Source organism: Alkalicoccus daliensis (assembly GCF_900103955.1).
GTDB lineage: Bacteria > Bacillota > Bacilli > Bacillales > Salisediminibacteriaceae > Alkalicoccus > Alkalicoccus daliensis.
Genome location: NZ_FNIL01000001.1, coordinates 230,709 through 257,664 on the forward strand (window position 1 = coordinate 230,709; position 26,956 = coordinate 257,664).

Here is a 26,956-nt window from a genome sequence, read left to right on the forward strand (position 1 = left end):
TCATCTTTCTTGATGCATAAATTATGCATGAGTATCTCTGTTAGAATCTGATGTTGATATAAATAAAAGTACGCCTGCTGCTTCTTTTTCTGCGCTTGCTGTGGAGAAATCCTTCAGCTAGCCCGTGGAAATAAGCAAGGTTTCGCACAGCCCATACAAGCAAGCCTAAGATTGTCTTTCTTAAATATAAAGTCCCGGCTGGCTTCCTGCCTGCTTTGCGAGTTCGTCTGCAGTGCGAGACGAACCTTTGATCTTCACGCTTTCTTTTCCGCAGGCGTCCTGAAAATCGACTTGCCTTCGTTTTATTAATTGAAATTTTGTAATAGAAACAATCTCCTTCTTTTGTTTCGCAAAGGAAAGAACGAAGCGGAAAACGGCGGACGCCTGTGGAAGATCCTGAAGCGAAGCGAGGAAGGTGAGGAGCCCGTCTACGGCAAACCAGTTGCAGTGACGTTTCTATTATCAACAATGAGCATTAACAGAGCTAAGAGAAAAGCAATTGTTATCGGCTTCCTGAATTCATTCCAGAAGTAGAATTTTGAAAAATTATGTAAAAAATCTGGCAGCGATAATGTTTATTTTCAATTATATGCGGGTGAAATATTAAATTATTTGAATAAGCGTTTGAGTAATTTAATATTCAACCCCATAATAGCTTTTCTGAGGCCCTAACTTAGTGTAGACTTGTATTATGAGACATCGAATGAAATTTAATGAAGTAAAATGAATTAAAAATTCTGATACAATGAATAAAAGTGAAAAAAGCAAAGGATTATTGTGAATTTTGTAGAATAGTAAATGTAGAGAAGAAGAGCTGATAATTTCAGTTGGGGGAGGTGCCGCTTTGTGAATTATGAACATACATATGTAACACTGGATATTGGAACTTCATTCGTTCGTGTTTTAATTGGTGAAGTTTCCAGTGGTGCTTTAAATATTATTGGAGTGGGGGAGGTTAAATCTTCAGGCCTCCGTAAAGGTGCGATAGTCGATATTGATGAAACAGTGCAGTCCATACGTGCTGCAGTAGAAAAAGCAGAACGCATGATTAATATGAGTATATCCAATGTAATTGTAGGGGTAACTGGTAATCATATTAAACTGCAGCCCTGTCATGGAGTGGTGGCAGTATCCAGTGAAGACCGTGAAATTGGTGATGAAGATGTTAAGCGGGTAATAGATGCAGCTCAGGTTATGTCTATTCCACCTGACCGGGAGATTATTGATGTCATTCCAAGGCAGTTTGTCGTGGATGGCCTTGAAGAAATCAATGATCCGAGAGGCATGATTGGTGTCAGGCTGGAAATGGAAGGCACCATTATTACAGGGTCGAAAACTGTTTTACATAATCTTCTGAGGTGTGTAGAAAAAGCAGGACTGCAAACTGCAGATATCGTACTTCAGCCTCTGGCAGCTGGTTCCATTGCAATCAGTAAAGATGAACGAAGTCTCGGTGTGGCCCTGCTTGACCTTGGCGGAGGCTCTACTACTGTATCAGTATTTGAAGGTGGCTCTCTTCAGTCAGTCAGGCAGATTCCTATAGGAGGAGACCACATCTCTCATGATATATCTGTGGGCCTCCGTACATCTACAGAAGAAGCAGAAGAAATTAAAATGAATTATGGCCATGCTTTAATTGATGACGCCTCCGATGAAGAAACTTTTGAAGTTTCGGAGATAGGCAGTGAGCAGATGCAGGAGTTTTCCCAATGGCAGCTTGCCAACGTAATGGAACCCAGAGCAGAAGAAATTCTGCTGCTTGCAGAACAGGAACTCAGAAAACAGGGCTATGAAGATTTGCCGGGTGGGTTTGTTCTGACTGGAGGAAATGCGAAAATTCCAGGCATGCTTGAGCTTGCAAAAGAAGTCTTCCAGCAGAATGTACGTGTCTCTGTTCCTGATTATATCGGGGTTAGAGAGCCGCAGTATACAAATGGTGTTGGTTTAATTACTTTTGCTCATAAAAATGCACGGATACAAGGTAAGGAGCTTGAATCTGGTTTGGAAGAATTATCAAATCAGCCGGTTCAGAAACAGGAAGCGAGAAAAGAACGTCCGCAGCAAGTAAAACGACAGGAAAAAGAAGGACCAGGTTTAAAACAAAAAGTCTCAAAAATGTTTAAGTCCTTTTTAGAATAATAGATGATCGGACATCTACTAATTGGCTAGATTTGGAATGGAGGATCGCAACTATGCTAGAGTTTGAAATGGAAACAGAACAGTTAGCTACGATTAAGGTAATTGGAGTAGGGGGCGGCGGTAGTAATGCCGTTAACCGAATGATTGAAAATGGACTGCAGGGAGTAGACTTTATTGCGCTTAATACGGATGCCCAGGCATTAAAAATGTCTCAGGCAAGCGAAAGACTGCAGCTTGGCGGCAAGCTTACAAGAGGACTTGGTGCAGGTGCAAATCCTGAAATTGGTAAAAAGGCTGCAGAAGAAAGCCGGGACCAGCTGGAAGAACATATGAAAGGTGCAGATATGGTATTTATCACTGCAGGCATGGGAGGCGGCACCGGTACTGGAGCTGCGCCGGTAATTGCAGAGATTGCAAAAGAAGCAGGAGCACTGACAGTGGGAGTAGTTACTCGTCCTTTTACATTTGAAGGAAGAAAGCGAATGAATCAGGCAGCAGCAGGTATTGAAGCTTTAAAAGAAAAAGTAGATACCTTAATTGTGATCCCGAATGACCGGCTTTTAGAAATCGTCGATAAAAATACGCCGATGCTTGAAGCTTTCAGAGAAGCTGATAACGTCCTCCGCCAGGGTGTGCAGGGAATTTCGGATTTAATTGCAGTTCCCGGACTGATAAACCTTGACTTTGCAGACGTAAAAACTATCATGAGTGAAAAAGGCTCTGCATTAATGGGAATCGGTGTAGCTACAGGTGAAAGCCGTGCTGCGGAAGCGGCTAAAAAAGCTATTTCCTCACCGTTACTGGAGACAAGTGTCGACGGAGCGCAGGGTGTTTTAATGAATATAACCGGTGGAACGAATTTAAGCTTGTTTGAAGTACACGAAGCTGCAGAAATTGTATCTTCCGCTTCCGATGAAGAAGTAAACATGATTTTTGGTTCTGTAATTAATGAAAATTTAAAAGATGAAATAGTAGTTACAGTGATTGCTACAGGATTTGATGAAAATACGCAGAAGGCGATGGCGAAACCGAGCCGTTTATCCAAGCCTCAGTCAAATCCTCAAAAAGAAGCTCCTGCAAGACAGCAGTATGAGCCTTCGCAGCAGGAGCAGCAGCCTGTGGAACAAGAAGCGCAGGAAGAAGAAACGCTGGATATCCCGACTTTCCTGCGAAATCGCAGAAAAAGATAAGAACTTATGAAGAACTGTCCTGCGGGGCAGTTCTTTTTTAAGGAATTCTGTTGCGCGTGTTATAATTACATAGAAAAGATTATGAAAGAAGACAAATAATAATTTAGTCAATTTTAACTGCCTGTTAAGAAAAGATTGAATGATGAAAGACTTTTCTTTATGATTAACAGTAGCAGGATTGTTTATAAGGAGGATAAAATACCTTGGTTGTTCAGGAAAATCTTCGGGAGATTCAGCAAAAAATTGCTGCTGCCTGTAAAAAAGCAGACCGCAGTCCGGAAGAAGTGAATATTGTTGCTGTGACAAAATATGTTTCAGTTGATAGGGCAAAAGAGGCAGTGGAAGCTGGAATTTCTCATCTTGCCGAAAACAGGCTTGAGGGTGCCATGGAAAAATATGAAGAAATCGGGGGAAAAGCCCACTGGCACTTTATAGGGAATTTACAGTCCCGCAAAGTAAAAGGTATGATTCATGCATATGAATACATACATTCTCTTGACCGTGGCTCTCTGGCGAAGGAATTGAATAAACGAGTGGAAAGTGGCAGAACAGTTAAATGTTTTGTACAAGTAAATGTGAGCGGGGAAGAATCCAAATCCGGCATTGCACCGGCAGAGGTATTGAGCTTCATACGGAGTCTTGACAAGTATCCTGCAGTAAAACTCATCGGATTGATGACGATGGCTCCTCATGTGGAAAATCCGGAGGAAGTTCGTCCGGTGTTTTCTCACCTGCGTGAATTAAGAGATCAAGTGATGGCTGAAAATCTTGACCATGCACCCTGTACAGAATTATCTATGGGAATGTCAAATGATTTCGAAATAGCCGTGCAGGAAGGCGCAACATTTATTCGTCTTGGTACATCGCTCGTTGGGACTGAGTCAACTTCATAAGAGAAAGGAGTTCAGAGAGATGACGATCAAGAACAAGCTGAAAAAATTCTTTGAAATGGAAGATGAGTATGAAGAACGGGAAGTGAAAGTTGAAGAAGAAACGCAGGCGGAACAATATCAGGCGCCCGTAATGAGTAAAAAACAACGCAGACAAGAGAAAGCAAATGTGGTAAGTTTAAGTTCTGTACAATCCTCTTCCAATTCAAAAGTGATTCTGCTTGAACCTCATTCATATGACGAGGTGCAGGAAATCGCTGATCAGTTGAAAAACAGAACTGCGGTAGTTATTAATTTACAAAGAATACCCAGAGAACAGGCTAAGAGAATTGTAGACTTTTTGAGTGGAACTGTTTACGCTATTGGAGGAGACATTCAGAAGCTTGGGGAACATATCTTCTTATGTACTCCTGATAATGTGAACGTTTCAGGATCAATTTCAGAGATGCTACAGGAATAACAATTCAGGCAGGTGAAAGCATTGGTAACTTTAGCAAACGTAATTCTGCAGCTTATGCAGCTGTACTGGTTTATATGCATTATTTATATATTTATGTCCTGGGTACCGAGTGCAAAAGAGTCTTCGTTCGGCCAGATGATCGGCAGAATCGTAGAACCCTTTTTTGCTCCTTTCAGACAGATTATCCCCCCATTGGGGATGATAGACATTTCTCCCATAGTAGCGCTTATTGCATTAAGATTCGCTATGGATGGTGTTAGGTATTTATTTTCATTCTTAATTTAAGCTGCAGGAGGCATCATGTCACTATATGATCATTTTCGCAAAGAAGAAAGGCCTTTTATAGATCAGGTGCTTGATTGGAAATCGACCGTAAAAGAAGAATATCGTTCCAAGCTCTCAGATTTTCTGGACCCCAGACAGCAGCAGATAGTGACCTCTGTTGTTGGTACTGATAAAGATGTGAAGCTTTCCTTTCACGGTGGTGCTTCTGCAGTCGAAAGAAAGCGTGCACTTTTATATCCGGAATATATGGATCCGGATTACTCAGATTTTGAGCTGGCTGCATATGAACTTCAATATCCGTCGAAATTCGTAACACTTGAACACCCGCAGGTGCTGGGTACTTTAACCAGCCTGGGAGTGAGACGTGAAAAATTCGGGGATATTCTTATTTCAGGGAACCGAATTCAGATTGTAGCAGCCGGTGAAATAGCAGGGTATCTGGAACAGCAGTTTACCAGTGTTGGCAGAGCATCTGTAACAATGCTTTCTATATCTCTGGATGACCTGCTGGAGCCGGCTGAAGTATCAAAAGATTTGTCCGTAACAGTTTCTTCTATGAGATTGGACACCGTTCTATCTGAAGCTTTTAAAATTTCCCGGTCTAAAATAAAACCCTTGATTCAAAATGAGAAAGTAAAAGTAAATTGGAAAGTTATAATTGATCCTTCAGTAACAATTGAAGAGGGAGATGTACTTTCGTTGAGGGGAAGCGGCCGCTGTAAGGTAGAGTCGGTAGAAGGAGTCACAAAAAAAGGGAAGCTGAGAGTTCAGCTGCGCGTAACAGGAAATAATTAATGGAATTTATAGAGGATTCCGGTGCTGTGTGTCGAATCATTTATTAATAATAAAGAAGTGTAAAATAATCGGAGGTGCCCCAGGGAATGCCATTGACGCCATTAGATATCCATAATAAAGAATTTACGAGAAGTTTCCGAGGTTATGATGAGGACGAAGTGAATGAATTTTTAGATCAGGTAATTAAAGATTATGAAACGGTAACCCGTGAAAAAAAAGAGTTATTTGACCGGGTGCACGAACTTGAAGAAAAATTAAGTCATTTTTCCAGTATTGAGACTACACTTAATAAATCTATTCTCGTAGCACAGGAAACCGCTGAAGAAGTTAAGAGAAATGCAGAAAAAGAGTCTAAATTAATTATTAAGGAATCCGAAAAGAACGCTGATCGCATTGTTAATGAAGCACTTTCCAAGTCACGTAAAGTTTCTCTTGAAATTGAAGAACTAAAAAAGCAGGCTGCAGTATACCGTACGAGATTTAAAATGCTGCTGGAAGCACAGCTGGAAATGCTACATACTGAAGGTTGGGAAGGAATTACTGAAGAACCTGAAGAGAATAGATACGAATCAGAAGAATCTCGCAGCTAAGTATTGACGCTGTATCAAATCGTACTTTATACTTATATTAATTTTCAAGCGAAGACAGGGTCAGTATGAAATGAGCAGACCAACAGCGAGCCGGGGGAGGTGGAAGCCCGGTGGAACCCTTATTTCAGAATATCTCCCTCGAGCAGCGAACTGAACGGAAGCTAATTCTTAGTAGGTAAGCCGGTTCATGATCGTTATTTCATGTGCGAGCGGCTGTGCAGCAGCTAACTTGGGTGGTACCGCGGGTAAACTTCTCGTCCCTTCATATATAAGGGGGAGAAGTTTTTTTATGTTCAAATTATGATTGGAGGATAAGAAAAATGAATTATAAAGATACATTATTAATGCCAAAAACAAGCTTTCCGATGAAAGGAAATCTGCCTAACAAAGAACCTGATATGCAGGCACAATGGAACGAGAAGAAAATGTATGAAAGAGTACAGGAACGGACAGAGGGACGTCCTTTATTTATTCTTCATGACGGTCCTCCTTATGCTAATGGAGATATCCATATGGGGCATGCATTAAACAAAATTTTAAAAGACTTTATTGTAAGGTCAAAATCTATGACGGGCTATCACGCTCCGTATGTACCAGGTTGGGACACGCATGGACTCCCTATCGAAACTGCTCTTACGAAAAAAGGGAAAGTGAACCGAAAAGAAATGAGTATTGCTGAATTCAGACAGAAGTGTGAAGAGTATGCACTTGAACAAATTAACAGTCAGCGGGAACAATTTAAGCGGCTCGGTGTTCGGGGAGACTGGGACAACCCCTATGTAACGTTAACGCACGCGTATGAAGCACAGCAGATTAAAGTGTTTGGGGAAATGGCAAAGAAGGGCTATATCTATAAAGGTAAAAAACCAGTCTACTGGTCTCCATCGTCTGAATCTGCGCTGGCAGAAGCAGAGATTGAATATCACGATAAGCGTTCTCCTTCTATTTATGTAGCGTTTGATGTAACGGAGAGCAAAGGTATTCTGCTTGGTGATGAAAAATTTGTTATCTGGACAACCACCCCATGGACGATTCCGGCAAATCTGGCTATTGCGGTTCATCCTGATCTTGACTATGCAGTAGTGGAAGTTCAGGAAGAGAAGTTTATTGTTGCAGAGGGACTGCTTGAAGAACTTACTCAAAAATTTGAGTGGGAAAACCCGAAAGTTACTGCTACTTATAAAGGTAAGGAATTAGAAGGGATTAAGACGAAGCACCCGTTATACGATAGAGAGTCTTTAGTAATTCTTGGAGATCATGTAACGCTTGATGCAGGTACTGGATGTGTGCATACGGCTCCTGGACACGGGGAAGATGACTACATTGTAGGTCAGCGGTATAATCTGGACGTATTATGTCCGGTAGATGATAAAGGTGTATTTACAGAGGAAGCACCTATGTTTGAAGGGCTCTTCTATGATACCGCAAACAAACCAATTACAGAAAAGCTGGAAGAGGCAGGGAAATTGTTAAAGCTGGATTTCTTTACACACTCCTACCCTCATGACTGGAGAACAAAAAAACCAGTAATATTCCGCGCTACAGCACAATGGTTTGCTTCGATTAAAGACTTTCGGGAAGATCTGCTGCGCGAGGTAGAAGCAGTAGAATGGCTTCCAAAATGGGGAGAAACCCGTCTTTATAATATGGTTCGTGACAGAGGAGACTGGTGTATTTCGCGCCAGCGGGCCTGGGGAGTACCGATTCCAATTTTCTACGGGGAAGATAACCAGCCGATCATTATTGATGAAACGATTTCCCACGTTTCCGAGCTGTTCCGTCAGCACGGATCTAATATCTGGTTTGAGAAAGAAGCAAAAGACCTTCTTCCGGAAGGCTTCACTTCAGAGCAAAGTCCAAATGGCCATTTTACGAAAGAAACGGATATCATGGATGTATGGTTCGATTCCGGTTCTTCCCATCAGGCAGTGCTGGAAGAGAGAGAAGATCTTCAGCGGCCTGCGGATGTTTATCTGGAAGGGTCTGACCAGTACAGAGGATGGTTCAATTCCTCACTATCAACTGCAGTAGCGGTAACAGGAAAAGCTCCCTTTAAATCAGTAGTGAGCCATGGATTTACGCTCGATGGTAAAGGGAAGAAAATGAGTAAATCTCTTGGAAATGTAATTGTGCCGAATAAAGTTATGAAACAGCTGGGCGCTGACATTCTGCGTCTCTGGGTTTCTTCTGTAGACTATCAGGCGGATGTACGTGTATCGGATGATATTCTGAAGCAGGTAGCAGAAGCATATCGAAAAATCCGGAACACATTCCGTTTCCTTCTCGGTAATTTAAATGACTTTCATCCTGAGATGAATACAGTTTCTTATGAAGAGTTATCCGGTGTAAATCAATACATGCTTGTAAAGCTGAATGAGCTGGTAAAAGAAGTACGGGAGGCTTATGATAATTATCAGTTCTCTGCGGTTTATCATAAAGTGCATAACTTCTGTTCCATTGAATTAAGCTCATTCTTTATGGATATTTCTAAGGATACGCTGTATCTAAAGCATGAAGACCATCAGGAGCGCAGGGGCATTCAGACTGTAATGTTTGAAACACTCACTTCCCTGGTAAGGCTGATGAGTCCAATTATTACTCATACTGCAGAAGAAGTCTGGAATAACATTGAAGGAGTGGATGCTGAAGCAGCACAGCTGACAGATATGCCCGAAGTGCAGAGTTATCAGGGTGTAGATACTTTAGTGAAAAAGTGGGACCGGTTCATGGTTCTGCGAGATGACGTCCTGAAAGCTTTAGAGGATGCAAGAAACGAAGAAGGTATAAAGAAAAACCTTCATGCTTCGGTAGAAGTGTTTGCTTCTTCTGAAGATAAGGAACTTTTGGATTCCCTGGAAGACCTTAAAAAGTTATTTATCACTTCCGGTGCAGTTGTTTCTCTTAAAGAGAATGCTCCTGCAGAGGCAAGAACTTACGAAGAAATGCTCGTAAAAGTATCGAGAGCAGAAGGGGAAACATGTGAACGCTGCTGGGTAGCTTCCACTGAACTTGGAAAAGACCCTGAGCATCCTGGACTTTGCCCTGAATGTACAGATACAGTTGTAAATTATTACCCGCATCTGGTATGATTTTTAAAATTGATCCGGGAAGCTTTTTAATGGTGACCCAGCCAATAATTTAAAATTTCATATATTTAAAGTATAAAATATCAGTTTAAATAGGTTCTTACTTTTATATTATAAAGGGATTGTACAGAGATTTTTTAGGAGGCCGTGCTGTGAAAGGATAACAGGCGGTCTCTTTTTCTTAAGATTGCCGGAATAAGATTGCTGTGCTATGATATCTCAGGAAGTATGGACAGAAGAAATGGAGGCTTTGCACGTGATTTACTATATAATCGCGGGTTTAATAATTGCAGTTGATCAATTTACAAAATGGCTAGTAGTGCAGAACATGGAAATCAGAGAAAGTATCCCAATTATTGAAAATGTACTTTATCTTACATCACATAGAAATGCAGGAGCAGCTTTTGGCATGCTGCAGGGGCAGATGTGGCTCTTTTATATCGCCACCATCGGAGTAACTGCTGTAATTATTTATATGATTCAGACGCAGCTGAATGGCAGCAGATGGTACGGTACTGCACTTGGATTAATTTTAGGCGGAGCGATAGGCAATTTTATCGATCGGGTTCTCGAGGGAGCAGTAGTTGATTTTGTAGATGTTTACATTTTTAATTATAATTATCCTATATTCAATGTTGCTGATATGGCGTTGGTTTCAGGAGTGATTATGGTAATTATTCATGTTTTATTAGAAGAAAAACGTCAGGAGAAATAAATTAATGGAAAATTATACTTTTACCGCAGAAGAAGGCGGCGCGAGGCTCGACAAATGGCTTACCGATAAAGATCCATCATGGTCAAGAAGTGCTGTGCAGGATTGGATTAAAGAAGGACATGTAGAAGTCAATCAGACAGTAGTGAAAAGTAATTATAAATTAAAGCAGGGAGATCAGATTTTTGTAGAAATTCCTGAAGTTATAGAGCTGGAGATAAATGCAGAAGATTTACAACTTGATGTTGTATATGAGGATGAAGATGTAATAGTAATTAATAAGCCAAGAGGAATGGTAGTTCATCCTGCACCGGGACACCCTTCAGGGACGCTGGTCAATGGCTTGATGCACCACTGTCAGGATCTTTCAGGTATTAATGGAGTGGCTAGACCGGGAATCGTCCATCGCATTGATAAAGATACTTCGGGATTGATTATGGTTGCAAAAAATGATGCAGCACACGAATCGCTTGTGGAGCAGCTGAAAAATAAAACTACGAAGCGGCGTTATGAAGCTATCGTTGCCGGGGTTATCTCTCATGAGAAAGGTACCATCGATGCGCCGATTGGACGTGATCCGCAGGACCGTCAGAAAATGACTGTAACGGAGTCACATTCGCGGGATGCAGTTACTCATTTTCAGGTGTTAAAAAGATATGCGAGACACACCCATGTTGCTTGTGAACTGGAAACTGGAAGGACCCATCAGATCCGCGTCCATATGCGGTACATCGAATTTCCGATTGTTGGAGATCCAAAGTACGGTCCCAGAAAAAAACATGACTTTCCTATTGAAGGCCAGGCACTGCATGCCGCACTGCTTGGGTTTAAGCATCCGCGCACCGGAGATGATATGACTTTTACAGCAGAGCCACCTGCAGATTTCAAAAATTCTCTCCATCATGCTAGTTTATTTTCAATTTGACAAAGGGATCATATTATGGCACAATAATGTAAGAATTAAATAAGTCCTTTAAGTTTAGTCCTGTGAGGCTGGCAAGGAATCGGTGAATACGTTATTGATACACGTATGCCCTCTTGTCCCTTTATGCATGGACAGGAGGGCTTTTTGTTTAGAATGATCCCAGCTGAACGAGGTGGTAGAGTGAGTAAGGAAATTTTGGATGAGCAGGCGATCAGACGTGCACTCACGAGGATAGCCCATGAAATAATTGAAAGAAATAAAGGTATTAAAGACTGTGTACTTGTTGGTATAAAAACTAGAGGCTCTTACCTGGCTGACAGACTGGCCGATAGGATTAAAGAAATAGAAGGGGAATCCATTGCTACAGGAGAGATTGACATTACTCTCTACCGGGACGATCTCACACATAAGCGGGAAGATGCAGAGCCGGAAGTACATGGAACTGATATTAAAGTAGAGGTAAATGATAAAAAAGTAATTTTAATTGATGATGTATTATTTACTGGCAGAACTGTGAGAGCTGCGCTGGATGCTATTGTAGATCTGGGCCGCCCTTCCCAGATTCAGCTTGCAGTATTAATAGACAGAGGGCACCGGGAACTTCCGATACGCCCTGACTATGTAGGGAAAAACGTTCCAACAGCCAAGACGGAAGTAGTGGAAGTGAAATTACAGGAAGTTGACAAAGAAGAAGCCGTAAGAATTAATTAGTAGATAAAACAGCCTCCCTTTAAACTGGTCCTGAGAGACTGAAAAGGGGTATATTCTTCTGTAATGCTGAGCCTCTCTGGTTCAGTGTGTAGATGGATAACCTCTTTGGGAAGCAAAGGGGTTTTTTATTTACCTAAATACAGGGGGTATACGATAAATGGAAAATAAAGAAATTGGTATCAGAGAAATTCCAAGAATAGATAAATGGATTATGCTGAGTATACAGCATCTTTTCGCAATGTTTGGAGCTACGATATTAGTACCGCTCCTGACCGGGTTATCACCGGCAGTTGCGCTCGTTTCAAGTGGTTTAGGCACACTTGCTTATCTGGTTATTACACGGGGCAGAATTCCTGCTTACTTAGGGTCTTCATTCGCATTTATTGCGCCTCTTATTGCTGCAATCGGCATCGGGGGACCGGAAGGAGCAATGATCGGAAGTTTCTTCGCAGGACTGCTTTACGGATTAGTTGCACTATTTATTAAGCTGACAGGAGTGCAGTGGATTATGAGAATCCTTCCTCCTATCGTAGTCGGGCCGGTAATTATGGTGATCGGTTTAGGGCTTGCCGGGGTGGCAGTCGGTATGGCAATGGAAAACCCTGCAACAGAAAGTTACAGCGGTACCCACTTTGGAGTTGCTTTAGGAACGCTCGGAATAACTATTCTTGCAGCTATCTTTTTCAGAGGATTCTTCAGCCTTCTGCCGATACTTACAGGAATTATCGGTGGTTACGCTATTGCAGCTTGGCAGGGACTGGTTGATTTTTCACCGGTAATGGAAGCAGCCTGGATCCAGTCACCGGAATTTCTGATTCCTTTTGTCACCTATAATCCAACAATGAACTGGACGATTATTGCGATTATGGTACCTATTGCTGCGGTTACTCTCAGTGAACATATTGGAGATCAGATGGTACTCAGTAAAGTGGTAGGAAAAAATTTAGTGCGTACGCCGGGGCTGCACCGCTCCATTTTTGGTGACGGGGTAGCTACAGTAATCAGTTCGTTTCTTGGAGGACCTCCCAATACAACATACGGTGAAAATATCGGAGTAGTTGCTTTAACGAGAGTGTTCAGCGTATTTGTGATTGGCGGAGCTGCAGTTGCAGCGGTAATGTTTGGCTTTGTAGGAAAAATTTCAGCTTTAATTACGACGATTCCCACTGCGGTGATGGGCGGTGTGTCCATCCTGCTCTTCGGTATCATCGCTTCCAACGGTATGCGGATGCTGATTGATAATAAAGTAGATCTCGGCAAGAAAAGGAATCTGGTTATCTCTTCTGTGATACTCGTAATAGGAATAGGCGGCGCTTTTATTCAAGTAACAGAAGAAATTCAGATTGCAGGAATGGCGCTGGCGACAGTTATAGGTATTATTTTAAATTTAATTCTGCCAGGGAAAGATTATGTCCAGACTGATGAAGAAATGTTTGAAGCAATGAAAGATGATCCAGCTGCATAAGACACCTTTTAAATACGTTCAGAGAAACGTAAAAGGGTGTTCATGACAGGGGGAGTTCTCCTGCATGAAGCACCCGTATATAAAAAAACGGGTGCTTTTTTTATAGAAAGCCGCCCGCAAGGAGGATTTTTTCATGAGACAGCTTCGCACACTAAATGACCTTTCAATTACTGAAATTAACTATTTACTAACGCAGGCAGAAAAACCTATTGCACCATTGAACGGATTCTACACTGCAGCAAATTTATTTTTTGAGGCAAGTACACGGACAAAATACAGCTTTGAAATGGCAGAAGCAAAACTGGGAATTCATAAATTTGATTTTGCAGCTCAGGCTTCCAGCCTGGAAAAAGGAGAATCTTTGTACGACACTTTAAAAACATTTGAATCATTTGGTACAGACTTATTAGTAATCAGACATCCTCAGGCAAGATATTATCAGGAACTGGAAGGATTAAATATTCCAATCATAAATGCCGGTGATGGTGCAGGAGATCATCCGACGCAGTCTCTCCTGGATCTGCTCACGATGAAGCAGGAATTTGGAACACTGCTCGGGCTTCACGTAGTAATAGCAGGAGATATTCTTCACAGCAGGGTTGCGAATACAAATGCGAAAATTCTGGAACAGCTGGGAGCACGGGTTTCCTATGCCGGGCCGGCTGAATGGATGCCGCCACATATTTCTGCAAAACAGCTGCTTACTATGGATGAAGCAGTAAAACAGGCGGATGTGATGATGATGCTGAGAATTCAGACGGAGAGACATGACGGCAAAGCTTTCTGGAGTAAACAGAGCTATCACAACAGATTCGGTTTAACTGAAGAAAGAGAACAAAAGATGCTGCCTCATGCAATTATTATGCATCCTGCACCTGTAAACAGAGGCGTTGAATTAGCAGATTCACTTGTGGAAGCTGAAAGATCAAGGATATTTAAGCAGGTACAGAATGGTGTGCTGGTAAGACAGTCCGTACTGAAATATCTTCTAGAAACCAAGGGGGCAAAACGCTATGAAAACATTGTTTAAGAACGCTCACGTCTTTTATCAAGGAAAAATAAAAAAGCAGGATTTGATTGTGGATGATGCATCTGGAAATATTGACAAAGTAGCAAAATCTATTGCAGAAGAACACGCAGAAAAAGTGATAAATCTGGAAGGAAAACTTCTTGCTCCAGGACTTGTGGACGTTCATATTCATTTAAGAGAACCAGGGGGAGAAGCGAAAGAGACCGTCAAAACCGGAACAGAAGCTGCGGCTCGCGGTGGTTTTACTACAGTTTGCGCAATGCCTAACACGCGGCCGGTACCGGACAGTGAAGAGACGATGCAGGTTGTGCTGGACAGGATTAAAGAAACAGCACTTATCCGCGTACTTCCGTACGCTTCTATTACAGAAAGACAGCTGGGAAAATCGCTTACAAACATGAATAAACTTGCTGAACAGGGTGCTTTCGCATTTACTGACGATGGCGTAGGTGTTCAATCTGCAGGAACAATGTATGAAGCGATGAAGAAAGCAGCCGAATTAAATAAAGCGATCGTAGCTCATTGTGAAGATAATTCACTTCTTTATGGAGGCAGCCTTCACAGTGGGAAGAAAGCAGCAGAATTAGGCATGAAAGGAATTCTTTCCGCCTCAGAGGCAGTACATATTGCAAGGGATGTATTACTAGCCGAAGAAACAGGAGTCCATTATCACGTATGCCATGTCAGCACAAAGGCTTCTGTCAGAGTAATCCGGGATGCAAAAAAAGCAGGCATACATGTGACAGCAGAAGTAACACCCCATCATTTACTTTTAACAGAAGATGATATTCCGGGTGATGATGCCAATTTTAAAATGAACCCGCCGCTCAGAGCACAGGAAGACCGGCTTGCCCTCGTAGAAGGCTTATTGGATGGAACAATTGATTTTATAGCAACGGATCATGCTCCGCATACAGCTGATGAAAAAAAGAAATCAATCGAAGAGGCACCTTTTGGAATTGTAGGACTGGAAACAGCCTTTCCGCTTCTTTATACACATCTGGTCCAGCCTGATCATATTAAAATAGAGCAGCTGCTCGAATGGCTTACCGTGAAGCCGGCACAGACGTTCCAGCTTCCATTCGGCATTATTGAAGAGGGAAGCCCGGCGGATCTTGTAGTATTGGATACAAATCTTAAACAGCCGGTAGAAAAAGAAGAATTTTATTCTAAAGGCAGAAATACTCCTTTTAACAAATGGGAGCTCAGCGGGTGGCCGGAGATGACAGTTGCTGCGGGTAAGATTGTATGGACGAATGAGGAGGGAATTTTATAATGAAGCGACAACTTATACTGGAAAACGGTGAAATTTTCAAAGGACAAGCAATTGGTGCAGCGATGGAGCAGACAGGAGAAGTCGTTTTTAATACAAGTATGAGTGGTTATCAGGAAATTTTTACGGATCCCTCCTACTGTGGGCAGATTGTAACAATGACTTATCCACTTATAGGCAACTACGGAATTAACCGGGATGACTTTGAAAATGTAATTCCGAATGTAGCTGGGGTGATTGTTAAAAAGCCTGCAAATAAACCGAACCACTTTCGTAATGAAAAAACGTTGGATGAATGGCTGAAGCAAACAAAAGTACCTGGATTAGCTGATATTGATACCCGGAGGCTGACCCGGATAATTCGTACTTATGGGACTTTAAAGGGAAGAATCTGCGATATGGAGCAGGATGTACTGAAGGTTGTGCAGGAATTAAAAGGAATACAGCTTCCAAGAAATCAGGTGGAAGCAGTATCTACTAAGAACCAATACTGGCATCCAGGTAGAACAAACGACCGGATAGTTTTAATTGATTATGGAGCAAAAAAAGGCATCGTAAAAGATTTATTATCACGTGGATTTGAAGTTATCGTGGTACCCTATGACACTTCGGCTGAAGATATTCTTGCATTGTCACCAGATGGTGTAATGCTGAGCAACGGACCTGGAGATCCAAAAGATATTAAGCATGTAATTCCACATGTTAAAACACTTGCAGAAAACGTGCCTGTCTTTGGTATTTGTCTGGGACATCAGTTGCTCGCGCTTGCTTTTGGAGCTGCCACCGAAAAAATGGTGTTCGGCCATCGGGGAGCAAATCATCCTGTAAAAGATATTATTACTGGGAAAGTTGCAATTACCTCTCAGAACCACAGTTACACCGTATCAAGGGAATCGCTGATCAATACGCCGCTGGAGGTTACCCATATAAACGTGAATGATGGATCAATTGAAGGTGTAAAGCATAAAACGCTTCCAGCATTTTCTGTGCAGTATCATCCGGAAGCTTCACCCGGACCGGAAGAATCAAAATATTTGTTTGATCAGTTTCAGAAGCTTGTAACTGAAAAAAGGGGGATTATTCATGCCTAAACGGTCTGATATTAAAAAAATTCTAGTTGTAGGATCAGGACCTATTATTATCGGCCAGGCTGCGGAATTTGATTACGCTGGTACGCAGGCCTGCCACGCCTTGAAAGAAGAAGGGTATGAGGTAGTCCTCGTAAACTCCAACCCTGCAACAATTATGACGGATGAATCCACAGCGGATAAAGTGTATATAGAGCCGCTTACTCCGGAATTTGTAACCTCTGTTATTCGTAAAGAACGTCCGGATGGAGTAATTGCCACGCTTGGAGGACAGACAGGGCTGAATCTGGTGATGGAGCTGTCGAATCAGGGAATTTTAGAAAGATATGGTATAGAACTGCTCGGCACACCCCTCTCCGCAATTACAAAAGCAGAGGATAGAGAAGAATTTAAAGCCTTGATGAATGAATTGAACGAACCGATCCCGGAAAGCGATATTGTACGCTCCATTGAACAGGCGAAAAAGTTCACTGAAAGAATCGGCTATCCTGTTATCATCCGTCCAGCCTATACGCTTGGCGGTACTGGCGGAGGAATGGCATATAATGAAGAACAGCTGGAGGAAATTATGGCCAATGGGCTGTATGCGAGTCCTGTGCATCAGTGCCTGATAGAAAAAAGTATTGCTGGATTTAAGGAAATTGAATATGAAGTGATGAGAGACGGAAATGATCAAGCGATCGTAGTATGTAACATGGAAAATATTGATCCTGTAGGCGTACACACTGGTGATTCTATTGTCGTTGCTCCCAGTCAGACACTAGCTGACAGAGAGTATCAGCTGCTCCGCAATGCATCGCTAAGAATTATTAGAGCGCTGGGTATTGAAGGTGGCTGTAACGTCCAGTGTGCGATTGATCCGCACAGTGAGCAGTATTATATTATTGAAGTGAACCCAAGAGTGAGCAGATCCTCTGCACTGGCTTCTAAAGCAACAGGCTATCCAATTGCTAAACTCTCAGCAAAAATTGCTGTCGGGTATCATTTGGATGAACTTCAGAATCCGATTACGAAAACAACGTATGCAAGCTTCGAACCTGCTCTTGATTATATTGTAACGAAGTGGCCCAGGTTCCCATTCGATAAATTTGATTCCGCAAACCGGACCCTCGGTTCGCAAATGAAAGCAACCGGAGAAGTAATGGCGATCGGCCGCACTTTTTCAGAATCTATTTTAAAAGCAGTTCGTTCTGCCGAAGTGGATCTTGTCCACCTGAAGCCAAACAAGGAACTTTCCAGAAAAGAATTGCTGGCAAAGATAGCTTCTCAGGATGATGAAAGACTGCTGTATGTAGCTGAAGCAATCCGCCAGGGTCATACACTGGAGGAAATTCATGAAATTTCTAAAATAGATTATTATTTTCTTGCAGAAATAGTGGAAATAGTGGAAGTCGAAAAGAAATTGGAAAACGAACCGCTCTCAGACGAATTATTTTTAGAAGCAAAAGAAGCAGGATTTTCCAACGAAGCAATGACTATTTTTACCAAAAAAGATCTCATGGAGATGGAAGCAAAGCAGCAGGAACTGAATGCTTATCCAGTATATAAAATGGTAGATACGTGTGCAGCTGAATTCGAATCGAGAACACCTTACTATTACAGTACATTTGAAGAAGAAAACGAAGCTGAAAGAACAGAAACACCTTCTATACTGGTACTCGGTTCTGGTCCTATCAGAATTGGGCAGGGAATAGAATTTGATTATGCTACTGTGCATACGGTAAATACTATTAGAGAAGCAGGTTATGAAGCGATTATTATCAATAATAATCCCGAAACTGTTTCAACAGATTTTGAAATTTCAGATAAGCTGTACTTTGAGCCTCTTACTATTGAAGATGTAATGAATGTAGTTAGAAATGAGCAGCCGGAAGGGGTAATTGTTCAATTCGGCGGCCAGACTGCTTTGAACTTAGCAGATGACCTGGTAAAGCGCGGAGTAAAAATTATAGGAACAGAACTTAAGAATATTGATGCCTGTGAAGACCGGGATAAATTTGAAGCTACGCTGCAGGGATTAAATATTCCACAGCCGCTCGGTAAGACAGCGACATCTGTAGAGGAAGCACAGGTAATTGCCGACAGAATCGGCTATCCGATTTTAATTCGCCCATCTTATGTTTTAGGCGGCAGGGCGATGGAAATTTTATATCACGAAGAAGAACTGCTGACTTATATGAATCGGGCAGTGAGAGTCAATGATAAATATCCAGTTTTAATAGATAGATATCTGGTAGGGAAAGAAATAGAAGTAGATGCAATAAGTGATGGAGAGACTGTGGTAATACCAGGAATTATGGAGCACATTGAGCGCGCTGGAGTACATTCTGGGGATTCTATCGCAGTCTACCCGCCCCAGCACCTTTCAGAAAAAATTAAAAATCAGCTGATTGACTATACGATCCGCCTTGCAAAAGGATTTAATGTAAAGGGACTGATGAATATACAGTTTGTTTTACAGGGAGAAAATATTTATGTACTGGAAGTGAATCCCAGATCCAGCCGTACTGTTCCCTTCCTAAGTAAAATTACTGGAGTGAACATGGCGCAGCTTGCAACAAAAGCTATTTTAGGAACATCACTAAAGGACCAGGGATTCACTACAGGATGCCTTCCGGAGCCGGATTATGTTTCTGTGAAAGTACCCGTATTCTCATTCCAGAAACTCCGCAGTGTGGATATAACACTTGGCCCTGAAATGAAATCTACCGGAGAAGTGATGGGACGTGACCAGTCTCTGGAAAAAGCTTTATACAAAGGGCTTATAGCTTCCGGCATGGAAATTCCAATGCATGGTTCAGTACTCTTTACGATCGCCGATAAAGACAAAGAAGAGTCCCTCCAGCTGGCACAGCGTTTTCATCAGCTAGGTTTTGACCTGATGGCTACTGAGGGAACAGCTCAATATTTCCGCAGAGCCGGTCTCCCAGTAGAAACTATTTCTAAAATCGGTGCTGAAAAACCGGATATGCTTGATGTTATTACAAAAAGAAAAGCACAGTTTGTAGTGAATACTCTTACAAAAGGGAAAAAACCGGCAAAAGACGGATTCAGAATTCGAAGAGAAGCAGTAGAGAGAGGAATTGTCTGCAACACTTCGCTTGATACTACTAAAGCTGTACTCCAGGTAATTGAATCCATGCATTTTTCTATAGAGCCAGTTCGTTCCAACGCTCCGGTGATGGTATGAAAAAAGAAAATCTGACAATCTTATCAAAAGAAAATGTAGCACCCCGTGTCTACAAAATGATATTGGAGGGGGAAAGCGTAAAGTCCATGCTTACCCCTGGTCAGTTTGTTCATTTAAAAGTTGGAACATTAAAGCACCCTGTATTAAGAAGACCGATCAGTATCTGTAACGTAGAAAATAATAAGCTGACAATTATATACAGAATAGAAGGCCAGGGAACCGCCCTGCTGAATGAAAAGAATATAGGAGATACTGTAGACACACTTGGACCGCTTGGAGAAGGATTTCCGCTTCAGGAGAGTGGAAAAGCTTTGTTGATAGGAGGCGGCGTGGGAATTCCGCCGCTCCTGTATTTAGCGAAGCAGCTCAAAGCAAAAGGAGTAAAAGTTCAAGCTGTACTAGGCTTCAGAACAGCAGAAGATATGTTTTTAACAGAGGAATTCAAGACATACGCGGATGTAATTGTTACAACGGAAGATGGCTCATTCGGCATCAAAGGCTTTGTGACAGATGCACTGCCTCAAACAGCTCCTTATGACGTTTTCTACAGCTGCGGACCAAAAGTAATGCTCAGAGCTGTAGAGCTGGCAGCTGCTACAGCGGGTTATATATCCTTAGAAGAAAGAATGGGATGCGGGGTAGGCGCTTGTCTGGCATGTGTATGTGACAAAAAGGAGCCGTTTACAGGCAAATCCTATGTAAAAGCATGTCAGGATGGTCCGGTCTTTCAAACTGGGGAGGTGGTATTATGAGTCGTTTAAATATAGAACTTCCTGGGTTATCGATGAAAAATCCCGTAATGCCAGCTTCCGGCTGCTTTGCTTTCGGCCAGGAATATGCAAAATTTTATGATTTAAGCAAGCTGGGGGCAATCGCAATAAAAGCGGCTACCCCGGAAACGCGAGCAGGAAACAAAACCCCGCGCGTTGCAGAAACAGAAAGCGGCATGTTAAATGCGATCGGCCTGCAGAATCCCGGAATTGATCATATAATGGAAAATGAACTTCCCTGGCTGGAGCAGTATGATGTACCGCTCGTAGCAAATGTCGCAGGAAAAATTAAAGAAGATTATATAGAAGTTGCAGAAAAAATTTCCGAAGCTCCAAATGTACATGCACTGGAACTTAACATATCGTGTCCGAATGTGAAAGAAGGCGGTATTCAGTTCGGAAGTGATCCTCAGATGGCTTCCGAATTGACGAAAGAAGTAAAAAAAGTTTCCAAAGTGCCTGTATATGTCAAGCTTTCACCAAACACAGCAGACATCGTTTCTATGGCAAAAGCTGTGGAAGCTGCCGGCGCAGATGGACTTAGTATGATTAACACGCTGGTCGGTATGAAAATTGATATCCGTACAGGAAAGCCGATACTTGCCAACAAAACAGGAGGTCTCTCCGGTCCGGCAATTAAACCTGTAGCTGTGCGGATGATTCATGAAGTAAGCCAGCAGGTCTCCATACCTATAATTGGAATGGGGGGCATCTACACTGCAGAAGATGTTGTCGAATTTTTCATGGCCGGTGCGTCTGCTGTAGCGGTAGGAACAGCGAATTTCAGTGATCCATTTGCCTGCCCCGCGATAATTGATGATTTAGAAGAGCTTTTATCTGAGATGGGTATATCGCACATCTCTGAACTGACCGGAAGGAGCTGGAAGCAGTGGCAGACAAGCCTCTCATAATTGCACTCGATAAAGAAAATAAGCATGCGGCAGAAAAGCTGCTGACTTCCTTCGGAAAAGAATCCCTGTATGTAAAAGTGGGTATGGAATTATACTTTCGGGAAGGAAGGCCGATGCTTGAATATTTAAAGGAAAATGGACACAGAATTTTTCTCGATTTAAAGCTGCACGATATTCCTACCACCGTTTTTAAAGCGATGAAGCAGCTGGCGGAATTCGAAGTGGATATGGTGAATGTGCATGCGTTAGGCGGGAAAAAAATGATGGAAGCTGCGCTTGAAGGGCTTACAGCAGGGACAGCCGATACCCGGACGAGACCAAAGTTAATAGCAGTAACGCAGTTAACTAGTACAACAGAAAAGCAGCTGCAGGAAGAACAGGCTTCAAGATTAGGTATAAATGAAGCTGTTCTTTCGCTAGCTTCACTTGCAAAGGAAGCAGGCATGGATGGAGTAGTATGTTCAGCTTTAGAAGCTGCTGATATTAAAAAACTCTGCGGAAATGAGTTTCAATGTGTGACACCAGGCATCCGCCTGAAAGAAGACGAAGCCAATGACCAGATAAGAATCGTTACGCCGGCAGATGCGGCTGCAAATGGAGCAGATGCAATTGTAGTAGGGAGGGGAATTACTTCCAAATCTAATCCGCTTTCGGCATATTTTACATATAAAAAGGAGTGGGAAAGCGCATGGACACAGCAGTAAAAGCAGCGGAAACGCTGATTGGCATCGAAGCGGTTACACTTGCACCGGAGAACCCATTTACCTGGAGTTCCGGTTTAAAATCTCCTATTTACTGTGATAACAGGCTATTGTTATCACATCCTGAAGAAAGACGTTTTATTTATAAAGCGATGGCTGACAAAATAAAGAATTCAGGAGCAGACGTAATTGCAGGCACTGCCACTGCAGGAATTCCTCACGCAGCCTGGATAGCAGAAGAACTGAATCTGCCAATGATTTACGTACGTTCTTCTAATAAAGGCCATGGTAAACAAAATAAGATTGAAGGTAAATTAAAAGAAGGCAGTGCGGTAGTAATTATCGAAGACTTAATTTCAACGGGAGGGTCAGCTTTTCAAGCAGCCGAAGCGGTGGAAGCAGCTGGAGCTAATGTGATTGCGGTTCATGCTATATTCACTTATGAACTTGCTGCTGCAGAAAAAGCGATAGCGTCAAAATCCTATCCGGTTACTGCATTGACTACTTTTGGAACTTTAGCAGAGGCAGCAAGTGACAAAGGATACATCACAAAAGAATCTCTTGAAAGTTTACGTGCGTGGCAGCAGGATCCGGAATCCTGGAGCAAAGAAGCAGCGCATCAGAAATAGAGAAAAAATAATTACTTTCTTAACGTTTTGTTAAATAAAGAAATTCAGCATATATTTTAAACAGTGAATATGAATGTAATGATCAGCGGTGGGCTTAATTAATCACCGCTTTTCGCGATGGTAAAATTACTCTTCCTATGCCGGGTGCTTTTTGCAAGCTGGAGGGGCCGGGAGGTACTGCAACACTTCCTAATTTATCCATTATGTATTGCAAATATCTGTCGACCAGTCCCGGGTGATGCTTCCCCCAAATATCGAGGAAAACGCCACACAGGGAAAATCATAAATTTTAGGAATTATTCACTTGAGTCAATTTCATAATGCGTTATCTTGATCACTTTACGACCGCTTCAAGCTTCATACATAATGATTATTCGTTTTTTTAGAGAAATGATAGAAACGAAAGATGGCGACTCCAACGGGAGGAAGCGAAGTCTGAAAATCCATTCAGAAAGAGCTGTGCGATAGAAGAATTAGTGGAAGACGAGCCCCGTGGAAAGCGTCCATCTGTAGTGGAGATCATTCAACATTATTCGGAATGCACTCGCTAATCATCAATTAAGAAATCGGCTCACTTGATAAATATTTCAATAAATGAGAGTTTAAGTTTAATTAAGCTTTTTGAAATTATACCAAGAGCAGAAAGCGGGGAGCCTCATTATGATAAGAGAAGCCGCGTTGAGTGATGCTGGACAATTTATATCACTTCTTCATGAAATTCAGCGGAGTGGATGGATCATTCAAAATGTTCAGGACCCATTAGAGAATGAGGAAAAAATGAAGGATTATATAATGTCATATCAGAGAGATAAGGGCTCAGGCATTTATTTATATATAGATAATGGAACAGCGGTTGGTTATCTCATTATAACTATATCTAAGAATAAAATGAAAAGGCATTGTGGTTTGTTAGAAGGAGGGGTGCAGAAAAATTTTAGAAGAAAAGGGATAGGAGATGCACTATTAAAAGAAATATGCCACACAGCTGAGGATAATAACATTAAGAAATTGGAAGTTAATGTTATGAGTCATAATGCTAATGCGTTGAAAGTACTTTACAAAAACGGATTTTGTAAAGAAGGAGAAAAAATAAATTCACTACAGGTAAATAATAGATTTATCAATGAAATAATACTGGGAAAATGGATTTCGCCGGAGAAATATTCTTCCTCACAATAAGTGTATTTAATGAAATATACTGGTTCCTTACCACGAAGTGTAGTTGGAGAATGAATTTAATTATATTCACTAAAATGGAGAATAAATATTACAGGAAGAAAAGTACTGAGAGATTGGTCTTTCTGCGAAGAAACGATGATTTCACCGGAGTCTCCGCCGGTAAACGCAGGAGAAACCCCTGCCATAAAGTTAAATAATAATAGGCTATTTACCAATTTATCAGCAGCCGCTGCGCTGATCCGCTGAAGGCAATAATTTTCCCACCAGTTTTCTTTATTATTGTCGATTACATGTTATGGTGAAGAATTAATATATTTCAAATAAAGCTTAATTGTTACAAACGGACTGGAAATAATAAGTTAACATAATAATTATATGGTAAATAATATCCGGCGTTTATGTAAATAGTGTTTTAAAAACAATTCCATTAGTGACAACGCTTATTATAATTAATTTCTCAGATATCAGGGAGATTATTGGCAGACAGCAGAATACATATTAATCCGTTTGAAATTTTCACTACTAAAATATTATCATTCAGCCATATGAACGGTATAATAAATACGCAGGTGCTGGCATGATAAAATATTATCAGCGTTACTTTCATCATGAATCGGTGAAAACCAAAAGTAAATTCAGAATGTATATTTTATTTAAAAGGAGAGTTGTTATGGAAGGACTTTTTCCTGTATGGGGATGGTGGATATATGCTGGCATAATCATATTCACGGTAGTAACAGCGGTAATGTTTCTTATAAACAAAAAATATACAGCAATGTCTGCTTTTGTTGTACCTGTAGTTCTTATTACGCCGTTTGTGCTCGTGATGCTAATCATTGAAGCTCCATATCCAGTGAATGAAGCATTATTTATTTACCAGGAAGTGATAAATTTTAATTGGCAGGCACTTTTATTCACCGCCATGAATTTATTTATTATCATCTGGTGGACAGGATTATTATTTCACCGGAGAAAAAAAGTATTTTAACCAAAAGCAGTTTTCTTTTGATCGCAGGTTTTGTACTGATTGAAATTCTGAAAAGCATTGACGGTATTTTCTCTTCATGATATTCTCATTAAGGCTTTTTTACATTAGTGATTTATCAGAATAAAGAATAGAGGAGAATTTCTATGAATGCTGTTATTGTTGCTGTCTTAATTATGATCATTTTAAGCTTATCGCGAATCCATGTTGTTATATCTTTATTAGTAGGTGCCATTGCTGGCGGACTTACTGCAGGGATGTCCTTGACCCAGACACTTGAAGTGTTTGGAGAGGGTTTAGGTACGAATGCGCAAATAGCACTCAGCTATGGTCTGCTGGGAGCATTTGCTATTGCGATAACCTTCACCGGTCTTCCTGATGTAATAGTTAAACTGGCAATAAAGTTAGTAGGAAAAGAAAGTGAAGAAAGAAGGAAATCTTTAACCAAAGTATTGATTTTATTTATAGTGGCTCTTCTAGCTTGTTTTTCTCAAAATCTCGTTCCTGTACATATTGCATTTATTCCTTTACTTATTCCTCCGTTATTAAAGGTATTCAATGAATTGGCTATGGACCGCAGAGCTGCAGCCACTGCATTAACTTTCGGATTAAAAGCTCCTTATATTTTAATTCCAGCGGGGTATGGATTCATTTTTCATGAAACAATTGCAGAAAATATGGAAGCGAGCGGAATGCAGATCTCCATGGCAGATATTCCTCAGGCCATGCTGCTTCCTGTGGGAGGTATGGTTTTAGGTCTTATTACCGCTATCCTTTTCAGTTATAAAAATGCGCGCAGTTATGCAGAAAAAGAAATCGTCCAGGATAATGTCCGAAAAGATAATTCCGGTTCTAAAGCTGGGATTATCGTAGGGCTTGTTTCGATCGCAGCTGTACTGATAGCGCAAATTAACGCAGATTCTATGATATTTGGAGTGTTTACAGGACTTTTGATTCTTAATCTGTACTTTGCAGTACTTCATATAAATAAAAAGTTTTCTCTTCAGGAAGCTGATGAATTAATGACAAGCGGAATGAAGATGCTGGCTTTTATTGGATTTGTCATGATTACTGCCGGAGGATTTGCAGAAGTTATTAGAGAGACAGGTCATGTAGATTCTTTGGTTGCAGGTGCAGAAGGATGGTTTGACGGACGGATGGGACTCGCAGCCCTCGCAATGCTATTCATTGGATTGTTTATCACTATGGGAATCGGTTCCTCCTTTGCAACTGTACCTATTCTTGCAGCAATTTTTGTGCCGCTGGCTGCGTCACTTGGGTTTTCTCCTTTAGCTACGATTGCTTTAATAGGAACTGCCGGAGCATTGGGTGATGCAGGGAGTCCTGCTTCAGACAGTACTCTTGGTCCGACAGCAGGATTAAACGCAGATGGGCAGCATAATCATATTTGGGATACGGTTGTTCCTACATTTATTCATTTTAATATTCCTTTACTGATTTTTGGGTGGATCGCAGCAATGATTCTTTAACAGGGTTTCCACTACTATTTATAAAGCATTTTGGAGTACAAAGTTCCAGAGTGTTTATAAAGCAAGAAATTTTGTATATTTATGATTTGCTGTGTATGGGCTCTCCTCCGCTTTCCGACGGAAGCTTGCCTTGAGGCTGGTCTTCAGCTATTTGCAATGCCTTCCGGCACTACAAAGGATCTTCAGACTGCGCTTAAATCCCGCTGTCACCGCCGGGCGCTATGGAGAAAAGTTAATTCCAAAGAAAAAGTGTTCGTGTTACTGCGGTTTCGTATAAAAACCATTGCCTCCCTTAATTATGCTGCAGTCACAGAAGAGTCGACTCCTGGAGGAATTGAACGATTCTTATATCTTCCCAGGCGTTCTTTCTGGGAAGATATAGTAAGCATGCGCGAAACCAGTCAATGATTTGGCTGTGTGAAGCCATGCTCCTCTTTTAAGAAGGCAGGTTAGCTGAGAGAG

Annotated in this window: 23 protein-coding genes and 1 other annotated feature; all 23 genes read left to right on the plus strand. The window is 41.6% G+C overall.

Going from position 1 to position 26,956, the window contains the following annotated elements:
- Positions 1-846 precede the first annotated feature (846 nt).
- The 23 genes from ftsA to BLP92_RS01320 all read left to right on the plus strand — a co-directional run bounded on the left by ftsA (position 847) and on the right by BLP92_RS01320 (position 26,494).
- Positions 847-2,139 (plus strand): cell division protein FtsA, encoded by a 1,293-nt coding sequence (ftsA, locus tag BLP92_RS01210; RefSeq protein ID WP_090839789.1) that lies wholly within the window; start codon positions 847-849, stop codon positions 2,137-2,139.
- Between the two features lie 53 nt (positions 2,140-2,192).
- Complete coding sequence (ftsZ, locus tag BLP92_RS01215; RefSeq protein ID WP_090839791.1) at positions 2,193-3,329, plus strand: cell division protein FtsZ; 1,137 nt, start codon at positions 2,193-2,195, stop codon at positions 3,327-3,329.
- 203 nt (positions 3,330-3,532) lie between these two features.
- Positions 3,533-4,222: a YggS family pyridoxal phosphate-dependent enzyme gene (locus BLP92_RS01220; protein WP_090839792.1), complete on the plus strand. Its 690-nt coding sequence runs from the start codon at positions 3,533-3,535 to the stop codon at positions 4,220-4,222.
- Positions 4,223-4,241: 19 nt separating this feature from the next.
- Entirely contained in the window at positions 4,242-4,679 is a 438-nt protein-coding gene (locus BLP92_RS01225; RefSeq protein WP_090839794.1) for a cell division protein SepF, read from the plus strand.
- Between the two features lie 21 nt (positions 4,680-4,700).
- Positions 4,701-4,964, plus strand: a complete 264-nt coding sequence (locus tag BLP92_RS01230; RefSeq protein ID WP_244516614.1) for a YggT family protein — start codon at positions 4,701-4,703, stop codon at positions 4,962-4,964.
- Positions 4,965-4,979: 15 nt separating this feature from the next.
- A complete protein-coding gene (locus BLP92_RS01235) occupies positions 4,980-5,759 on the plus strand; it encodes a YlmH family RNA-binding protein (RefSeq protein WP_090839796.1) in 780 nt (259 codons plus the stop codon).
- An 86-nt stretch (positions 5,760-5,845) separates the two neighbouring features.
- Positions 5,846-6,349 carry a DivIVA domain-containing protein gene (locus BLP92_RS01240; protein WP_090839798.1) on the plus strand — a complete coding sequence of 168 codons (504 nt, stop codon included), beginning with the start codon at positions 5,846-5,848 and terminating at the stop codon, positions 6,347-6,349.
- Between the two features lie 42 nt (positions 6,350-6,391).
- Positions 6,392-6,614, plus strand: a binding site (T-box leader).
- A gap of 55 nt (positions 6,615-6,669) precedes the next feature.
- Positions 6,670-9,438, plus strand: a complete 2,769-nt coding sequence (gene ileS, locus BLP92_RS01245) for an isoleucine--tRNA ligase (protein ID WP_090839800.1) — start codon at positions 6,670-6,672, stop codon at positions 9,436-9,438.
- 253 nt (positions 9,439-9,691) lie between these two features.
- Entirely contained in the window at positions 9,692-10,150 is a 459-nt protein-coding gene (lspA, locus tag BLP92_RS01250) for a signal peptidase II (protein ID WP_090841036.1), read from the plus strand.
- Positions 10,151-10,154: 4 nt separating this feature from the next.
- Positions 10,155-11,072, plus strand: coding sequence for an RluA family pseudouridine synthase (locus tag BLP92_RS01255; RefSeq protein WP_090839802.1), 918 nt, complete (start codon positions 10,155-10,157; stop codon positions 11,070-11,072).
- A 180-nt stretch (positions 11,073-11,252) separates the two neighbouring features.
- Positions 11,253-11,783, plus strand: a complete 531-nt coding sequence (gene pyrR, locus BLP92_RS01260) for a bifunctional pyr operon transcriptional regulator/uracil phosphoribosyltransferase PyrR (protein ID WP_244516615.1) — start codon at positions 11,253-11,255, stop codon at positions 11,781-11,783.
- Positions 11,784-11,940: 157 nt separating this feature from the next.
- Positions 11,941-13,248 carry a solute carrier family 23 protein gene (locus BLP92_RS01265; RefSeq protein ID WP_090839806.1) on the plus strand — a complete coding sequence of 436 codons (1,308 nt, stop codon included), beginning with the start codon at positions 11,941-11,943 and terminating at the stop codon, positions 13,246-13,248.
- Between the two features lie 133 nt (positions 13,249-13,381).
- Complete coding sequence (locus BLP92_RS01270) at positions 13,382-14,278, plus strand: aspartate carbamoyltransferase catalytic subunit (protein ID WP_090839808.1); 897 nt, start codon at positions 13,382-13,384, stop codon at positions 14,276-14,278.
- Positions 14,262-15,554 carry a dihydroorotase gene (locus BLP92_RS01275; protein ID WP_090839810.1) on the plus strand — a complete coding sequence of 431 codons (1,293 nt, stop codon included), beginning with the start codon at positions 14,262-14,264 and terminating at the stop codon, positions 15,552-15,554. Before BLP92_RS01270 ends, BLP92_RS01275 begins: the two co-directional genes overlap by 17 nt.
- A complete protein-coding gene (locus tag BLP92_RS01280) occupies positions 15,554-16,642 on the plus strand; it encodes a carbamoyl phosphate synthase small subunit (protein WP_090839812.1) in 1,089 nt (362 codons plus the stop codon). Before BLP92_RS01275 ends, BLP92_RS01280 begins: the two co-directional genes overlap by 1 nt.
- Positions 16,635-19,829 carry a carbamoyl-phosphate synthase large subunit gene (gene carB / locus BLP92_RS01285; RefSeq protein WP_090839814.1) on the plus strand — a complete coding sequence of 1,065 codons (3,195 nt, stop codon included), beginning with the start codon at positions 16,635-16,637 and terminating at the stop codon, positions 19,827-19,829. The genes BLP92_RS01280 and carB overlap by 8 nt, the downstream gene beginning before the upstream one ends.
- A complete protein-coding gene (locus BLP92_RS01290) occupies positions 19,826-20,581 on the plus strand; it encodes a dihydroorotate dehydrogenase electron transfer subunit (protein WP_090839815.1) in 756 nt (251 codons plus the stop codon). The genes carB and BLP92_RS01290 overlap by 4 nt, the downstream gene beginning before the upstream one ends.
- A complete protein-coding gene (locus tag BLP92_RS01295) occupies positions 20,578-21,510 on the plus strand; it encodes a dihydroorotate dehydrogenase (protein WP_090839817.1) in 933 nt (310 codons plus the stop codon). The genes BLP92_RS01290 and BLP92_RS01295 overlap by 4 nt, the downstream gene beginning before the upstream one ends.
- Positions 21,489-22,214 carry an orotidine-5'-phosphate decarboxylase gene (gene pyrF / locus BLP92_RS01300; RefSeq protein ID WP_090839819.1) on the plus strand — a complete coding sequence of 242 codons (726 nt, stop codon included), beginning with the start codon at positions 21,489-21,491 and terminating at the stop codon, positions 22,212-22,214. Before BLP92_RS01295 ends, pyrF begins: the two co-directional genes overlap by 22 nt.
- Entirely contained in the window at positions 22,199-22,840 is a 642-nt protein-coding gene (gene pyrE / locus BLP92_RS01305; protein WP_090839821.1) for an orotate phosphoribosyltransferase, read from the plus strand. The genes pyrF and pyrE overlap by 16 nt, the downstream gene beginning before the upstream one ends.
- Before the next feature lie 660 nt (positions 22,841-23,500).
- On the plus strand, positions 23,501-24,019 hold the full coding sequence (locus BLP92_RS01310; RefSeq protein ID WP_090839823.1) for a GNAT family N-acetyltransferase: 519 nt from the start codon (positions 23,501-23,503) through the stop codon (positions 24,017-24,019).
- Between the two features lie 670 nt (positions 24,020-24,689).
- The gene (locus tag BLP92_RS01315) at positions 24,690-25,007 is read left to right on the plus strand and encodes a hypothetical protein (RefSeq protein ID WP_090839825.1); all 318 of its coding nucleotides are present in this window, start codon (positions 24,690-24,692) and stop codon (positions 25,005-25,007) included.
- A 143-nt stretch (positions 25,008-25,150) separates the two neighbouring features.
- A complete protein-coding gene (locus BLP92_RS01320) occupies positions 25,151-26,494 on the plus strand; it encodes a Na+/H+ antiporter family protein (RefSeq protein ID WP_090839827.1) in 1,344 nt (447 codons plus the stop codon).
- Positions 26,495-26,956 lie beyond the last annotated feature (462 nt).

What these genes read in the sequence shown, in the direction of transcription:
- BLP92_RS01235 (WP_090839796.1), top strand. Translation starts at nt 4,980, where the DNA reads ATGTCACTATATGATCATTTTCGCAAAGAAGAAAGGCCTTTTATAGAT.
- ftsZ (WP_090839791.1), top strand. Translation starts at nt 2,193, where the DNA reads ATGCTAGAGTTTGAAATGGAAACAGAACAGTTAGCTACGATTAAGGTA.
- BLP92_RS01275 (WP_090839810.1), top strand. Translation starts at nt 14,262, where the DNA reads ATGAAAACATTGTTTAAGAACGCTCACGTCTTTTATCAAGGAAAAATA.
- BLP92_RS01280 (WP_090839812.1), top strand. Translation starts at nt 15,554, where the DNA reads ATGAAGCGACAACTTATACTGGAAAACGGTGAAATTTTCAAAGGACAA.
- BLP92_RS01310 (WP_090839823.1), top strand. Translation starts at nt 23,501, where the DNA reads ATGATAAGAGAAGCCGCGTTGAGTGATGCTGGACAATTTATATCACTT.
- BLP92_RS01225 (WP_090839794.1), top strand. Translation starts at nt 4,242, where the DNA reads ATGACGATCAAGAACAAGCTGAAAAAATTCTTTGAAATGGAAGATGAG.
- carB (WP_090839814.1), top strand. Translation starts at nt 16,635, where the DNA reads ATGCCTAAACGGTCTGATATTAAAAAAATTCTAGTTGTAGGATCAGGA.
- BLP92_RS01295 (WP_090839817.1), top strand. Translation starts at nt 20,578, where the DNA reads ATGAGTCGTTTAAATATAGAACTTCCTGGGTTATCGATGAAAAATCCC.
- ileS (WP_090839800.1), top strand. Translation starts at nt 6,670, where the DNA reads ATGAATTATAAAGATACATTATTAATGCCAAAAACAAGCTTTCCGATG.
- pyrE (WP_090839821.1), top strand. Translation starts at nt 22,199, where the DNA reads ATGGACACAGCAGTAAAAGCAGCGGAAACGCTGATTGGCATCGAAGCG.
- BLP92_RS01265 (WP_090839806.1), top strand. Translation starts at nt 11,941, where the DNA reads ATGGAAAATAAAGAAATTGGTATCAGAGAAATTCCAAGAATAGATAAA.
- BLP92_RS01255 (WP_090839802.1), top strand. Translation starts at nt 10,155, where the DNA reads ATGGAAAATTATACTTTTACCGCAGAAGAAGGCGGCGCGAGGCTCGAC.
- BLP92_RS01240 (WP_090839798.1), top strand. Translation starts at nt 5,846, where the DNA reads ATGCCATTGACGCCATTAGATATCCATAATAAAGAATTTACGAGAAGT.
- BLP92_RS01315 (WP_090839825.1), top strand. Translation starts at nt 24,690, where the DNA reads ATGGAAGGACTTTTTCCTGTATGGGGATGGTGGATATATGCTGGCATA.
- BLP92_RS01270 (WP_090839808.1), top strand. Translation starts at nt 13,382, where the DNA reads ATGAGACAGCTTCGCACACTAAATGACCTTTCAATTACTGAAATTAAC.
- BLP92_RS01290 (WP_090839815.1), top strand. Translation starts at nt 19,826, where the DNA reads ATGAAAAAAGAAAATCTGACAATCTTATCAAAAGAAAATGTAGCACCC.
- BLP92_RS01320 (WP_090839827.1), top strand. Translation starts at nt 25,151, where the DNA reads ATGAATGCTGTTATTGTTGCTGTCTTAATTATGATCATTTTAAGCTTA.